Raw genomic sequence first — 14,470 nt, 5'->3', positions numbered from 1 at the left:
CCAACAGGTATGAACACGGGAAATTCATTAGACCGTTTTATCCGGGAAAATCGCGAAGCTTTCGACTCTGGTTCACCATCCGATGCTGTGTGGCAACGTATTGCTGCACAGTCTGGAGCTACCAAAAAGCAACCGCTGATTTTACGACCTGTTTTTAGACGAATGGCAGCTGCCATGGTGCTCATGTTAATCTCTTTTTCTATTGGTAAATGGTTGTTTCTGCCCAATGGCGAATTCGATAGTTACCATTCGGAGGCTGCGGTTGATGCGTCTAAGGATTTTCGGGATGCCGCATTTTATTATGAAGTGCAGATTAACAAACGTATGGAAAAAGTGAATGAGCTTTCTGCGAATTATCCTGCCATACGTAAAGGGATTGAGATGGATTTTTCCGAACTCGACACAGTATTGCAGGAGTTAAAGGACGACCTGAACGACGATGTGGCCAATGCCGATGTGGTTGAAGCCATGATCATGAATTATCGCCTAAAACTTCAGATTCTTGAACAGATTATGGAGTTTCTGGAAGGCCAGTATGAAGATGAAAACAATGAAAACAACGAAGTTAATTATTCGATTTAATATGACATGTTTTAACGAAATTGGCAATGTGGCATTTCTTGCCAGGCTAATTATAAATGTTCTGTTATGAGGATATCTTGTATACACGTTTATATAAACCGGTTCACAGCAATCCTTTTTGGAGTTCTTTTGTTTGGCCTCACAACGGTTGATGCGCAATCTTACGAAGATGTCTGGCATACCGCGCGTTCATACAAAGCTGTGCCATCACAAATGGTAAGCATCAACAATAAATATGGATCCGTGGTGGTGGTTGCCTGGGAGCAGGACTCGGTACGCGTGGAGGTTACACGTAAAATCACCGAGCGAAACCAGGAACGGATGAAACGTATACGCGACAATGTAAACGTGGAGTTTGACAATTCACCCAGGCATCTGCGTGTAGAGACCGTTTTTGGTAGCAGGCATTCAACTCTGATACGTGACATAAAGGAAGTAGCTAATTTTTCGCCCTCTGATACCCGTACACGGGTGGATTATGTGGTGTATGTGCCTGCCAACGTACGGTTGAACATCGAAAATAAGTATGGAGACATTGTGTTGCCTACCCTGCGGGGTGATGTCACTATTGATTTGGCCAATGGAAACCTTCAGGGGCGGGATCTTACCGGTAAAAATAAACTTACACTGGCTTTTGGCGATGTTAGACTTAGAAACATCCGTGAAGCCGACATCTCACTGAATTTTGTCAATTTCAGATGTGGCGAAACAGGAACCTTGCGTATCGACAGCAGAAGTTCTGAACTTGAAATTGGGTTGGTGTCAAATCTGGAAATAAACTCACGACGCGACCGCATACAAATCAACAAGGCTGATGTCATCAATGGAGAAACATACTTCTCAAATCTGTTGTTGAGTCAGGTAAATCGAACCGTTGAGCTAAAGCTCACATTTGGCGAACTTCGACGTTTGGTTTTGGCAAACCAGTTTGAACGGTGCATAATTATCAGCCAAACTTGTGATGTGAATATTGAACTGACATCGCCCGCCAACTACAATGCGCTAATTAGATCGCTACGCGGCAATCTTACACTCCCTGCCACATTGGTGAAAGCGAGGGGTACCGGCACTGATGGCAATGGGCCTGTAAAGTATATTTTTAATGCAGAAATGCCTGATAATAAGTTGCAAATAGACATTTCTGATGCGTATTTGAAAATAAATCATTTTTGATGCAACTCCTGTTTGGATTTTGTGTCTTTACCAATACAAAACAGATTACTGATGAGGAGCTTGATAATAATTGCCATTTTGGTATCTCAAATTGTTGTTTCAGCAAACAGTGTTCAGGCACAGGATTATGAACACGCGTTTAAACTGAGAGTGGGGCCGGGGTTAGGATTTGCCTATAAACGACTTACCGGATTCGAAAAAGGCTACGAACTGGCCTGGGAGGAGCATAAGAGCAGTCACACCATTTCTCTGCTTCGGGTACATCAATCGCCTGCATTCCCAACATGGTCCGACAAGTGGTTTTTTATTTATGGATATGGTGGTCATTTGTCTTCGTACCGATATTATACCATTTACAATCCATTCAGGCCATTTGATAAGCCAAGGGAATACAATAAATCCTTTCTGTCACCGGGTATCGATGGTTACGTCGGTTTGGAACATCGGTTTTTAAAGCACCCCTTTACCTTTTCAGTGGATTTTTATCCACGGATGGAGTTTTTTGGTCCTGGCTATTTTCGTCTCAATATTGTTTCCGGATTTGGATTGGCCTATGTGTTTTAGCCCTAAGAGTAGCATGTTAAATATCACAAGCATTTAATTGTTTCCAAATTGTTCCCATATATCAGGACACCTATTCCGCACCTGGAAAGGCAAAATGTTCGTTAAGTAAAACAAATTATAGCCTTATGAAGCGAGCCATGTTAAACGCTTTCACACACAACGGAGCATGGTTATTTGGCGAGTTACATCTGGTAAATAAAAAAACAAAAATATAAACAGATGAAAAGTTTTAGAATGATTGTCAACAACGCTTTCCATAGAAACAAACTGTTTGTTATGGAATTAAATGATGATTCGTGTAACCTTACGCCAGAATCTATTGAAAATAAGCGCCTTGGTGAATATGGCATAATCCCCTCTCTGAGAGTGCATCACATCCGTACTTTCTTAAGTAGAAGTGCAGCTGTAGTCTTTTTTGCCATGTTCCTTAGCTTCGGGGTTAATGCTCAAAGTTCTGAGGGCGAGCCTATGCGTACCATCTTTTCCTCCACGCAGTCTCAGTCTGTTGGTGGATATGGTGCTTTTGAGGTTGGATACACCCAAATAAATAAGCTCGATGCGGTCTCTTTTGGCGGACGTGGAATGGTTATTCTCAACCACTCATTGGGTATGGGTATTGGTGGAAAAGCATTTATTTCCAGACCTGTTTATGATACCAATCTACAACATGATTATGAGTTTGTGGGTGGATATGGCGGTTTTTATATTGAGCCCATCATAGCCCCACATCGTCCTGTACATGTCTCTTTTCCATTGTTAATAGGTGTTGGCGGGCTTAGTTATATCAAGCATTGGGGAGATATTGAAGATAACTTTGATTACCGCACCGACAGTGAAAACAGCAATGCCTTTTTTATTGTCGAACCTGGTGTGGAACTTGAGATGAATCTTATTAAATGGATGCGTTTCTCAATCGTCGGCTCTTACCGCTATACCAGCTCTGCCGATTTGAAATACAAATCACGGAGAACCGAAGAGAACACTTTCGCCGGCACGTCAATAGCACCATCTGGCCTTCTTCGTTCATATAATGTGGGCATCGTAATGAAGTTTGGCAAGTTCTGATTTTTGAACCGTAAAACAGGTTGCCGGATTGCAGTTTTCCGGGGCCTGTGCCCAGTCCCAAATATTTTTATTCTCCCTGTAACTTCCCGGGTGGTGAGTATGTCTTAATGTTTAGCCATAGTCTCTATTCACCCTTTTCAAGTCTGAACCATTTACTGACATTGCACATCATAACCCGGAATGGTTAAACCATCCGGGAAGGGGTATGCCATGTCTGAATTAACCTGTTATTGTTATTTTTTACCTTATTAGAATTAAAATTTATGCGCGTGGATTATTTAATCATGTTGGTATTCCTGTTGTGGCTGCCTTTCTTCACTTTTGCCGGAGAACTACCCACAATGGATCGCTTGCCCGTTGTGAGTGGTTACATACGTGATGCCCGAACGGGCGAAACACTCATAGGTGCAACTTTGCACATCAGGGATACAAATCGCGGTGCGGTTTCTAATCCTTATGGCTTTTATAGTCTGGCAGTGAATCGTGGCGAGGTGATTATGATGTTTACTTTTTTAGGTTATGAGCCTGTTGAAAAGCGATTAACTGTCACCTCCGATTTGAGTATGAATATTGAACTCGAACCTGTTACCTCTCAAATATCTGAAGTAAGAATAGTGGGAAATAATACCCAAACGCGTCTTGACGACCCGCTTATGGGTGTGCAGAAGATTCATGCTGCCACCATCAAAGAAATTCCTGCTTTTATGGGTGAAGTAGATCCCATCAAGGTGATACAGCTGATGCCCGGGGTTCAGGCAGCCAGTGAAGGCTCCAGTGGCTTTAGCGTGAGGGGCGGAAATCCTGATCAGAATCTTGTTCTACTCGATGAGGCCATCGTTTACAACGCAGGTCACCTTATGGGTTTCTTCTCTGTTTTTAACAACGATGCAATCAAAGAGGTAAATCTTTATAAAGGTGATATTCCTGCCCGCAGCGGCGGACGATTAGCTTCCCTGCTCGATGTGAGAATGAAGGATGGCAACTCGCGAAAATTCTCCGGCACTGGTGGCATAGGATCCATATCCTCACGCTTGACGCTTGAAGGGCCTGTGTTTTCTGAAAAGACAACTTTTCTGGCTTCCGGAAGACGTACCTATGCCGATCTGTTTCTGCCCTTTTCGAGCGATGAAGCCGTGCGCGACAATAAGTTGTACTTCTATGATTTTAATGCGAAGCTGAATCATACGTTTAGCGATTACGACAGAATTTTTGTAAGCGGATATTTCGGAAGGGATGTGTTCGACAATACTTATAGCCGCATGGAGTTTGGAAATAAGACACTGTCAGTTCGTTGGAATCACGTCTATTCGCCAAGGTTGTTTTCAAATGTCTCCTTTAATTTCAGTAACTACGATTACCTGCTAGGTACCAACGAAGAGCATACCGACGGTTTTCGATGGGCTGCCAATATGGAGGATACAGGCCTCAAAGCTGATTTTAACTATTATCCAAATGCGAGTCACTCAATCACATTTGGTGCACAAACACTCTTTCACAACATAATGCCCGGCCATGTGAGGGGAACCGGCTCCACATCGATGTACAATGAGTTGCGCCTGCCTAGAAACTTATCTTATGAACATGCCGTTTATGCTGAGAACACGCAGAAAATAGGTTCCAGAGTAAGTCTCAGATATGGCATGCGATTCTCCCTCTTTCAAAATGTTGGCAAAGGAACCAGTTACCGGTTCGATGATGACTATAAAGTGACGGATACACTCACCTACAAGAAAGGCGATGTGTTTAATACCTATTACGGTTTTGAACCTCGTGCAGGGTTTACTTATCTTATCAATCAAAAAACCTCCTTTAAAGCAAGCTATTCGCGTACCTACCAGTACATGCAGATGGCGTCCAATTCTACCGGAACCATGCCTTTGGATATCTGGTTTTCAGCATCGCCAAACGTAAAACCTCAGCTGTCTGATCAGGTTTCCGCAGGTTTTTTTCGGCATTTTCTGGATGGGGCTTTCGATGTGGGTGTTGAGGCTTTTTATAAGAACATGGACAATGCCGTGGATTTTAAGGACTATGCCGAATTGTTGCTCAACGAGCGTCTCGAAGGAGAATTGCGTTTCGGTAGGGGATACGCCTATGGACTGGAGTTTCTTACGCGGTTTAACTACGGACGCTGGAATGGCTGGGTGGGTTATACCTATAGCCGTTCTAAAAGGCAGGCCGATGGTATAAATAACGACAATTGGTACCTTTCACCATACGATCATCCGCACGACTGTTCAATTGTGATCATGCACAATCTTAGCCAGCGTGTCTCATTTGCAGCAAACTGGGTCTACTTTTCCGGTTCACCCGCCACATTCCCTGTAGGTCGGTTTGAATCCGGAGGTAGCATTATCCCTATATATTCGCAAAGAAATGCCGAACGTCTGCCCGATTATCATCGAATGGACTTGTCAGTCACCCTGCGCAATCGCGAGCGACCTGAGCGTAAATGGCAAGGCGAGTGGGTGTTTTCAACCTATAATACCTATGGACGCAAGAATGCCTGGGTAATCAACTTTGAAAAGCAGGAGAATGAACAGTATGCCACACGTGCAATGAAAACCTACCTTTTCTCTATTGTTCCTGCTGTAACCTATAATTTTAAATTCTAATTGGCATGATATCTAAAGCATATAAATATTTGTTGTTACTGCTTGCAGGCAGTTTTCTCTTCACTGCTTGCGAAGAGGAAATATCACTGGATTTGAAGAGTGATAATCCCAGATTGGTGGTAGATGGTTTCATTACTACCGATACCATGGCACACCGTGTCAGATTAACAACCTCCGGAGGATATTTCGATAACAAACCAATGGCTGGTGTGTCGGGTGCAGTTGTTTCCCTCTCCGATGGGGTGGAGACCATTATTCTGGCTGAATCTGACACATCGCCAGGCGACTATTTCACGCCCGACGATTATTATGGAAAACAAAATCATCTTTATAAACTTGCCATTACCAATGTGGCAGTTGGAAACAAAGGTAGGGATGAGGTGTACACAGCCGAAAGTTTTCTGAACCCAATAGTAAAAATGGATTCTATCACCGTTGATTATTTAAAAATATGGAAGATGTGGCGCGTGCTTATGTATGGACGTGACCCCAAAAATGAGAAAAACCACTATTGGTTTCGGTTGAAGATAAATGATTGGTGGTATTCAACGGAATATCGTTTCACCTCTTATGCCGATGACACCTATTTTGATGGCAACTATGCCGAAGGGGTATGGCTTTTTGGTCTCAATGCCGAAGAGGAAGTAGATCTGAAACCCGGCGACCGGCTTATGATGGAGTGCTGGATGGTAGATGAGCCCTTTTACAACTTTATAAATGGCGCCTATCAGGAGACGGAATATAAGAGTCCTATCTTTTCTGGTCCTCCGGCCAACGTGCCTGGAAACATTAGCAACGGGGCATTGGGTATATTTGCTGCTTGCTCCATCCATCGGCTTTACACGGACAATACCAAGTCGCGTGAAGATTTTGATTAGTGGCATAGAGTATTATAAAAAAAAAGCGGTCCGGAAACTCCGGACCGCTTTTTTGTATAATGTATAGCATGAACTATGCTCCCATCGCTTTCTTTACAACTGCTTTGAAGGCATCGGGATGGTTTACAGCTAAATCAGCCATAACCTTGCGGTTAATCTGGATATTCTGTTTTGCCATCAGGCCGATTAATTTGCTATAGGAAATACCTTCGAGACGGGCAGCTGCATTGATACGCTGAATCCACAGTGCTCTGAAATGTCCTTTTTTGCGCTTACGGTCACGGTAAGCAAATTGTTGACCTTTTTCCCAGGTGTTCTTGGCAACGGTCCATACATTTTTCCTTCTTCCAAAGTAACCTTTGGTAAGTTTTAAAATCTTTTTCCTTCTTGCTCTTGAAGCAACAGCATTTACTGATCTTGGCATTGTTTTACTGTTTTTCGAATGGTTAGCGTTCCCCTTCTTACAGGAATCTTTTCGGCTAATTCATTCAGGTTAAATAATTTGATAAAAGAAAATAGTGCTCGTGAACTACTTCATTGCAAGCATGTGCTTCACATTGCTTTCGTCAGCTTTGTGAACAGTGCCGAAGTAAGTCAGATTTCTTTTTCTTTTGGTTGCTTTTTTGGTCAAAATGTGACTCTTAAAAGCATGCTTGCGCTTAATTTTACCGCTTCCAGTGATTGTGAAACGCTTCTTAGCACTGGAATTCGTCTTCATTTTTGGCATTGTACAATATATTTAGTTGATTAATGTGCAACTATTTTTTCTTAGCCTTGGGCGAGATGAACATCGTCATCCGTTTACCTTCAAGCTTCGGTAATTGTTCAACTTTACCCAGTTCTTCCAGATCATTGGCAAACTTAAGAAGCAGTATTTCACCTTTCTCCTTAAATAAGATGCTCCGGCCTTTGAAGAACACGTAAGCCTTAACTTTCGCACCTTCACTAAGAAACTTTTCAGCATGTTTCAGCTTGAAGTTATAGTCATGTTCGTCGGTGTTTGGTCCGAAACGAATTTCTTTAACAACAACCTGAACGGTTTTTGCTTTCAACTCTTTCTGTTTGCGCTTCTGTTGATACAAAAATTTTTGATAATCAATGATTCTGCAAACAGGTGGGTCGGCCTTGGGCGAAATCTCCACAAGGTCGAGTTCGAGCTGATCGGCTAGTTTTATTGCTTCTGATGTAGAAAATACGCCCGGATTTTCAACGTTATCACCAACGAGGCGCACTTGTGGCACTCGAATCTGATTGTTAATCCGGTAGTTAAACTCATCTTTAGCGGGTTGTTGTCCCGGATTTTTTCTAGGTCTTATTGTCAAAGTCCTCCTGTTTTGTGTTAATAATAAGATTTGGTTATCTCTGGTATAAAATTGCTCCTTTACGGCCGCAAAGATAAATAATCAATGGCATATAGTTAATACTTCCTGCTTCTTTTTTTGTCAAAAGAGCAAAAGAAAAGTTGCTTATGCCATTAATATGCTGTTTATTCATCAATCTCAGCCAACATACTGTTAACTTCTGAATTGATGAACGCTGCAAAATCCTCTTTTTTCATTGCGCCTTTATCGCCTTCACCTTGCTTACGCACGGCTACAAGTCCTTCTTCGGCCTCTTTTTCACCAACTATAAGCAAATAGGGGATGCGCTTCAACTCGTTGTCGCGAATTTTCTTACCTATCTTTTCGTTACGGTCGTCCAATATTGTGCGTACATCCAGTTTGTTCAAGTAGTTTTGAACTTCTTTGGCGTAATCGTTATATTTTTCACTGATGGGCAATATCACCGCTTGTTCGGGCGTGAGCCATAGTGGGAATTTTCCTGCTGTGTGCTCTATCAATACCGCAACAAAGCGCTCCATGCTTCCAAATGGAGCCCTGTGTATCATTATTGGGCGGTGTGCTGAGTTGTCCTGACCAATATACTCCAATTCGAAGCGCTCTGGCAGGTTGTAATCTACCTGTATGGTACCTAGCTGCCACTTACGTCCAAGCGCATCTTTTATCATAAAATCTAGTTTTGGTCCGTAAAAGGCTGCTTCACCCATCTCTGTAACGGTGTTGAGGCCTTTCTCTGCACATGCTTCAATGATGGCTCTTTCTGCTTTGTCCCAGTTCTCCTCCGACCCAATGTATTTTTCGGTGTTCTTAGGGTCGCGCAGTGAAATTTGAGCTACATAATCCTTAAAGTCAAGTGCTTTAAAGATGTAGAAGATGATGTCGATTACTTTTTTGAACTCATCTTTCAGCTGATCTGGACGACAGAAAATGTGTGCATCATCCTGAGTAAACCCTCTTACTCTGGTAAGTCCGTGAAGCTCTCCGCTTTGCTCATATCTGTATACTGTGCCAAACTCGGCGAATCTTATTGGCAGATCGCGATAGGAGCGGGGACGCGCCTTGTAAATTTCGCAGTGGTGCGGGCAGTTCATGGGTTTAAGCAGAAACTCCTCACCTTCGGCGGGTGTATGGATGGGCTGAAATGAATCCGCACCATATTTTGCATAGTGTCCGGATGTCACATAGAGTTCCTTATTTCCAATATGAGGAGTGATCACTGGCTCATAGCCATATTTAACCTGCACTTTTTTTAGAAATGTCTCCAGCCGTTCACGTAGTTTTGCGCCTTTGGGCATCCATAGAGGCAAGCCTTGACCAACTTTTTGGCTAAAGGTGAATAAGTCCAACTCTTTGCCTATTTTGCGGTGGTCGCGTTTTTGTGCCTCTTCAAGCATCACCAGATATTCATCAAGCATCTTTTGCTTCGGAAAAGTAATGCCATAGATGCGGGTAAGCTGTTTGCGCTTTTCGTCGCCACGCCAGTATGCACCGGCTACACTTAAAATCTTTACGGCTTTAATAGGCTCAGTACTTGGTAGATGTGGTCCGCGACATAAATCTGTAAAACCGCCTTGCTCATAGAAGCTGATAGTGCCATCTTCCAAATCGGTAATAAGCTCTACTTTATAGGGGTCGTGACTGAAAAACTTAAGCGCTTCCTGCTTGGCCACTTCACGACGTTTGTATTCGCTTTTTTCTCTGGCAAGTTCCTGCATCTTTTTCTCAATCTTAGGCAGCTCTGTTTCCGATATAGATACGCCATTGCCCGGATCAACATCGTAATAGAAACCATTTTCGATTGCTGGTCCAATACCGAATTTGGTTCCAGGATATAATGCCTGTAATGCCTCGGCCATCAAGTGAGCCGACGAATGCCAAAATGCATGTTTCCCTTCCGTATCTTCCCATTTGTGAAGCTTAACCGAAGCGTCTGTCTGGATGGTACGCGTAAGATCCCAAAGCTGGTCGTTCACTGTAATGCTTAGCACCTCTTTGGCCAGTCTGGGGCTGATGCTTTCGGCTATTTCGTAGCCTGTAATACCTTCGGGAAATTCACGTACCGATTGGTCGGGAAATGTTATCTTAATCATTTTTTGGTATGGATTTCGTTGTTTCTTTTGCTTGATTTCAAAAACATGCAAAGATAAATAATTTGAACGAGATGTGCAGAAAAAGATGGTTCTATGTAGTTGTACTATCCATTTTCACCTATTATTGTTTAATTTTATGACTTTCAATTGATGCTTAATCACTTGTCGTTTCTGTTTTTCTTAAGCGTTGTTGTGGTTGGTTATCAATGTGGTAATCTTTTCTGAAATTGTTAAATTAATAAGAATAAACGCTATTCTGTTATGAAGAAACTGATGTTGTTTGCTTTGTCTATCATGCTTTTAACAAGCATAGCTGCCCAGCAGAAGCAGTTGGAACTTGAGGATTTTGTTACGCGTGGCACATTTCGGCCAAAACAGGTGAATGGTTTACGCCCCATGAAAGACGGCGCCCATTATACCGTACTCGAAGAGAATGGCGCCAGAATAGTGAAATATGCCTATGCTACAGGACAGCAGACAGGTGTTGTAGTGGATATTCCAAACCTAAAGAGTACACCAATTCAGTCTATCGAAGGTTATGAGTTTAGCGATGACGAAACCAAAGTGTTGGTTTATGCCAATCGGGAAAATATATACAGGCGTTCCTTTAGAGCCGATTATTATGTGATTGATGTGGCACGCAGGGAGATTGAGCCATTGTCTGAAAGGGGTAAGCAGCAAGCCGCTACTTTTGCTCCTAACGGCCACAGTGTGGCTTTTGTGCGTAACAACAACATACACATTAAAAACCTTCGCTTTCGCACCGAAGCTGCCATTACATCTGATGGTAAGGTAAATGAGATTATCAACGGCGTGCCCGATTGGGTTTACGAAGAGGAGTTTGGATTTAGCAGAGCTTTTGAATGGTCGCCCAATAGCGAGGAGTTGGCATTCATCCGTTTTGACGAAACAGCGGTGAGAGAGTTTGCTTTCCCCGTGTATAGAGGCTCCAATCCCGCCAACGACGAATATGAACTCTATCCGGGGGAGTATCGCTATAAATACCCCAAGGCCGGTACCACCAATTCCAGAGTGAGTGTGCATGTATTTAATCTTAGAAACCGCACCACAAAAGAGATGGAGCTCGGCACGGATGATAAATATATGCCACGCATTATGTGGACCACTCAGTCTGACCAGGTGGCCATTGTTACATTAAATCGCCGTCAGAATCAATTAAACCTGTTTCTTGCAAATCCTTCATCGGGTGTAGCACGACTCATCTTCACCGATCGCAATGAGCGCTATGTGAGCGAGGATGTGCTCGACAATATTATTTTTCTGGAGGATGGTCGCCACTTTGTCTATGTTGGTGAACTCGACGGGTTTAACCACATTCATCTTTTTGGTGTAGATGGCCGTCAAATCAGACAAGTAACCACCGGAAGCTGGGATGTTACAGAGTATCTCGGATTTGACGCGCGCAACAGACTCTTCTTTTTTCAGGCTGCCGCCGAATCACCGCTACGTCGTGAAGTTTACTCAATCAGGATGGATGGCACACGACTAACGCGCCTTACGCCTGAGAATGGAACCAATAGCGCATGGTTCAGCACCGATTTTGGATTTTACATTGTTGAGCATAGTTCTATGCAAACACCGCCCGTTTATACGGTTTATAACCGCGCCGGACGTCAGTTGCGAACCATCGAGAGCAATGCTGATTTGAAAAGTAAAATCGCCGGATATGATATGCCGCGAAAAGAGTTTTTCTCATTTAAAACCAGTGAGGGCATTGATTTAAATGGTTGGATGATTAAGCCGATTGGTTTTTCGGCAAACAAGCAATATCCGGTGCTGATGACCCAATATAGTGGCCCAAACTCCCAACGTGTGCTCGACAGATGGGAGAGTGGTTGGGAGTATTATTTGGCCTCCCAGGGATATCTTGTGGTTTGTGTGGATGGGAGAGGCACCGGAGCCAGAGGTGAGATGTTTCGCAAACAAACCTATATGCATCTGGGTAGGATGGAAAGTGATGACCAGATTGAAGCGGCACGATTTCTGGCCCAACAAGCGTATGTGGATGCCACACGCATTGGAATATGGGGCTGGAGTTTCGGTGGATTCATCACTTCTTTGAGTATGAGTAGAAGCGATGTTTTTCGCACAGGTATTGCCGTTGCTCCTGTCACCGACTGGCGTTTTTACGATACAGCGTATACCGAGCGGTTCATGCGCATGCCGCGTGAGAATCCATCAGGCTATGCCTCTACTTCGCCGCTTAATTTGGCCGAAAACCTTCACGGACGACTGTTCTTAATTCATGGCTCTGCAGATGACAATGTGCACTTTCAAAATGTGTTGGAGTATGCAGACCGGTTGGTGCAATCGGGTAAGCAGTTTGATATGTTTGTCTATCCAAACAGAAACCACAGCATAGCAGGTGGTAACGTACGTCACCATCTTTACCAAATGATGTTTCAATATCTGGAGAGAAACCTCAAACAGTAATCTTGATTCTGAAAGCATTATGCAAAGGGCTTTCTGCTTTGTTGCGGAAAGCCCTGTTTTTTTATTTCTTTAGTGATGTTTTTTTCGGTCAATGGTATTGTGTTAAAAAAGGAAGTTCCTATATTTGCACCGCTGAAATTGATAGATACAGCCAGCCCAGATGGCGAAATTGGTAGACGCGCTAGTTTCAGGGACTAGTGTCCGTAAGGATGTGCAGGTTCGAGTCCTGTTCTGGGCACAAATACGCCTCCTAAGCATTTGATGTTTAGGAGGCGTATTTTTTGTTACCTGTTTTGTATTCTATATTGATAAAAGTTATCTAAGTACATGACAAAACTTTGACACATTTGTTAAATTCGCTTATATCCAGTGTGTTCGACAATGCATGAGCAATCCGAATTAACCCATACTTGAAGAAACTGAAGGCTCTTCTTCCGTGTTTTTTGACTTTAATTGTGACAATTTTTTCATGTTTGTCTATACCAGCGAGGTAAGCCCAAATAAATGCAATGGAAACAACGGATATCAAGGTAGATAAGCGCTCAAGCTTGTTGAGATGTGTGTCTTCTATGTTGAAACCACTTGTTTTCATGGCCCGGAACATGGTTTCTATCTGCCATCTTTCCTTATAGTTAATCAGTGCTTGGTCCTGTTTGTTGAACGATGCAATGATAACAAATTCAATTTTACCTGTGGCTTTATCAATGGTTTTGATAGCTGACAAATAGACAAGGTTTCCGCCCAAATGGACCAACCCGCTGTAATGCATGTGTACGCCAACCCGTAGATGGTTGAATAGCCAGAAGACCTTTTTTTCGCCTTTGCCGGGCACACGGACTTTCATGTTTTCGCGTAACCTGATATAAAATGGCACCTTATTAAGGATTAAATACCCAAACCATTCATCGCCAATAAATTCCCTATCGCCCATGAAACCAGAGATGGACGAACAACCAAATAGCTCGATGTAGTCGTCAAACAATTCTTGGCGCTCTGTGGCATTTGAATTCCCACGTTTGGGAAGAAGTTTCCACAGCAGCGGAATGGCCACGCCTTTATAACAAACACTGAGCATCAATATGTTGATATCCAAGCTCCCAAATTGCCAATTGGTTCTGTCCATGCTCAAGCGGTAGGGCGGTTTAGAGGGCAAAAGAGCAAATATCAGCCGGGCGAGTAAACGCCTCTCTATAAGAAACTCGGCGAAAAATCGTTGCACCCGTCGATGGCTCGATTCGTAGGTTGCCTGTCCCTCAAATCCTTGCGCAAGCTTTACGAACGAAACCGTTTGTAACTTGCACATTGCACAAACAATTGAAATCGTGCACTTTACCCGTGCTTTATGCCATCCGGTCGTTTCTTTAAACAGTTGGATTAATTCGCTATATTTGTTATCAACCTTGGTGTTCACGTATAGTACAAAAGATGTGGTAATCAGCTGTAATATACTGAATATCAAGGTTTTATCCAAATGCTTTAGATTATTATTTAATTGATTTTCAATTATTTAACTGTTTTGTCATGTACTAAGAAAAGTTATATAGAACAGCTGCCACCTAATACTCGATTTAAAGACATATTAATGGTTCTTCATGACTGTGAGAAGTGGAAAGCTTTAAACCATTGAGTCGCATCCTATTTAAACGAAATCACAGTAGCAACAATTAAAGTGCTTAAACCAATATTCAGGTTTGAATAATAACTTCGAT

General features: G+C 42.9%; 12 protein-coding genes and 1 tRNA gene. 8 read left to right on the top strand and 5 right to left on the bottom strand.

The annotated features are described in order from the left end of the window. Window positions 1-9: 9 nt before the first annotated feature. The 6 genes from ALKIM_RS0101260 (at window position 10) to ALKIM_RS0101235 (ending at window position 6,877) form a co-directional block, all read left to right on the top strand. Window positions 10-582 (top strand): hypothetical protein, encoded by a 573-nt coding sequence (locus tag ALKIM_RS0101260; RefSeq protein ID WP_026473082.1) that lies wholly within the window; start codon window positions 10-12, stop codon window positions 580-582. A gap of 66 nt (window positions 583-648) precedes the next feature. Then, on the top strand, window positions 649-1,755 hold the full coding sequence (locus ALKIM_RS0101255; RefSeq protein WP_026473081.1) for a DUF4097 family beta strand repeat-containing protein: 1,107 nt from the start codon (window positions 649-651) through the stop codon (window positions 1,753-1,755). A gap of 51 nt (window positions 1,756-1,806) precedes the next feature. Further along, window positions 1,807-2,319, top strand: a complete 513-nt coding sequence (locus tag ALKIM_RS0101250; RefSeq protein WP_026473080.1) for a hypothetical protein — start codon at window positions 1,807-1,809, stop codon at window positions 2,317-2,319. Window positions 2,320-2,538: 219 nt separating this feature from the next. Next, window positions 2,539-3,384: a hypothetical protein gene (locus ALKIM_RS0101245; protein ID WP_157363693.1), complete on the top strand. Its 846-nt coding sequence runs from the start codon at window positions 2,539-2,541 to the stop codon at window positions 3,382-3,384. A gap of 263 nt (window positions 3,385-3,647) precedes the next feature. After that, window positions 3,648-5,999: a TonB-dependent receptor gene (locus ALKIM_RS0101240; protein WP_026473078.1), complete on the top strand. Its 2,352-nt coding sequence runs from the start codon at window positions 3,648-3,650 to the stop codon at window positions 5,997-5,999. A 5-nt stretch (window positions 6,000-6,004) separates the two neighbouring features. Then, complete coding sequence (locus ALKIM_RS0101235) at window positions 6,005-6,877, top strand: DUF4249 domain-containing protein (protein WP_026473077.1); 873 nt, start codon at window positions 6,005-6,007, stop codon at window positions 6,875-6,877. A gap of 73 nt (window positions 6,878-6,950) precedes the next feature. Here the strand turns inward: ALKIM_RS0101235 and rplT are convergent, their stop codons facing one another. The 4 genes from rplT to thrS form a co-directional block, all read right to left on the bottom strand. Further along, the gene (gene rplT / locus ALKIM_RS0101230; RefSeq protein WP_026473076.1) at window positions 6,951-7,301 is read right to left on the bottom strand and encodes a 50S ribosomal protein L20; all 351 of its coding nucleotides are present in this window, start codon (window positions 7,299-7,301) and stop codon (window positions 6,951-6,953) included. Window positions 7,302-7,406: 105 nt separating this feature from the next. Next, window positions 7,407-7,595 carry a 50S ribosomal protein L35 gene (rpmI, locus tag ALKIM_RS0101225; protein ID WP_449353781.1) on the bottom strand — a complete coding sequence of 63 codons (189 nt, stop codon included), beginning with the start codon at window positions 7,593-7,595 and terminating at the stop codon, window positions 7,407-7,409. Window positions 7,596-7,635: 40 nt separating this feature from the next. Further along, entirely contained in the window at window positions 7,636-8,199 is a 564-nt protein-coding gene (infC, locus tag ALKIM_RS17175; RefSeq protein ID WP_235714354.1) for a translation initiation factor IF-3, read from the bottom strand. Between the two features lie 164 nt (window positions 8,200-8,363). Then, window positions 8,364-10,307 carry a threonine--tRNA ligase gene (gene thrS / locus ALKIM_RS0101210; protein ID WP_026473074.1) on the bottom strand — a complete coding sequence of 648 codons (1,944 nt, stop codon included), beginning with the start codon at window positions 10,305-10,307 and terminating at the stop codon, window positions 8,364-8,366. A 261-nt stretch (window positions 10,308-10,568) separates the two neighbouring features. On the opposite strand from thrS, the gene ALKIM_RS0101205 reads away from it, so the two are divergent. Next, on the top strand, window positions 10,569-12,761 hold the full coding sequence (locus ALKIM_RS0101205; RefSeq protein WP_026473073.1) for a S9 family peptidase: 2,193 nt from the start codon (window positions 10,569-10,571) through the stop codon (window positions 12,759-12,761). A 154-nt stretch (window positions 12,762-12,915) separates the two neighbouring features. Continuing rightward, a tRNA-Leu gene (locus tag ALKIM_RS0101200) sits at window positions 12,916-12,999 on the top strand. Between the two features lie 81 nt (window positions 13,000-13,080). On the opposite strand, the gene ALKIM_RS0101195 is transcribed toward ALKIM_RS0101200, so the two are convergent. After that, window positions 13,081-14,064 carry an IS4 family transposase gene (locus ALKIM_RS0101195; RefSeq protein WP_052345203.1) on the bottom strand — a complete coding sequence of 328 codons (984 nt, stop codon included), beginning with the start codon at window positions 14,062-14,064 and terminating at the stop codon, window positions 13,081-13,083. Window positions 14,065-14,470 lie beyond the last annotated feature (406 nt).

It is taken from the genome of Alkaliflexus imshenetskii DSM 15055 (genome assembly GCF_000517065.1).
Classification (GTDB): Bacteria; Bacteroidota; Bacteroidia; order Bacteroidales; family Marinilabiliaceae; genus Alkaliflexus; species Alkaliflexus imshenetskii.
This window is presented reverse-complemented; position numbering and strand designations above follow the sequence as displayed.

Excerpts from the sequence above, each read along its gene's own strand:
- ALKIM_RS0101260 (WP_026473082.1), top strand. The coding sequence starts at position 10 with ATGAACACGGGAAATTCATTAGACCGTTTTATCCGGGAAAATCGCGAA.
- ALKIM_RS0101255 (WP_026473081.1), top strand. The coding sequence starts at position 649 with ATGAGGATATCTTGTATACACGTTTATATAAACCGGTTCACAGCAATC.
- ALKIM_RS0101250 (WP_026473080.1), top strand. The coding sequence starts at position 1,807 with ATGAGGAGCTTGATAATAATTGCCATTTTGGTATCTCAAATTGTTGTT.
- ALKIM_RS0101245 (WP_157363693.1), top strand. The coding sequence starts at position 2,539 with ATGAAAAGTTTTAGAATGATTGTCAACAACGCTTTCCATAGAAACAAA.
- ALKIM_RS0101240 (WP_026473078.1), top strand. The coding sequence starts at position 3,648 with ATGCGCGTGGATTATTTAATCATGTTGGTATTCCTGTTGTGGCTGCCT.
- ALKIM_RS0101235 (WP_026473077.1), top strand. The coding sequence starts at position 6,005 with ATGATATCTAAAGCATATAAATATTTGTTGTTACTGCTTGCAGGCAGT.
- rplT (WP_026473076.1), bottom strand. The coding sequence starts at position 7,301 with ATGCCAAGATCAGTAAATGCTGTTGCTTCAAGAGCAAGAAGGAAAAAG.
- rpmI (WP_449353781.1), bottom strand. The coding sequence starts at position 7,595 with ATGAAGACGAATTCCAGTGCTAAGAAGCGTTTCACAATCACTGGAAGC.
- thrS (WP_026473074.1), bottom strand. The coding sequence starts at position 10,307 with ATGATTAAGATAACATTTCCCGACCAATCGGTACGTGAATTTCCCGAA.
- ALKIM_RS0101205 (WP_026473073.1), top strand. The coding sequence starts at position 10,569 with ATGAAGAAACTGATGTTGTTTGCTTTGTCTATCATGCTTTTAACAAGC.
- ALKIM_RS0101195 (WP_052345203.1), bottom strand. The coding sequence starts at position 14,064 with ATGTGCAAGTTACAAACGGTTTCGTTCGTAAAGCTTGCGCAAGGATTT.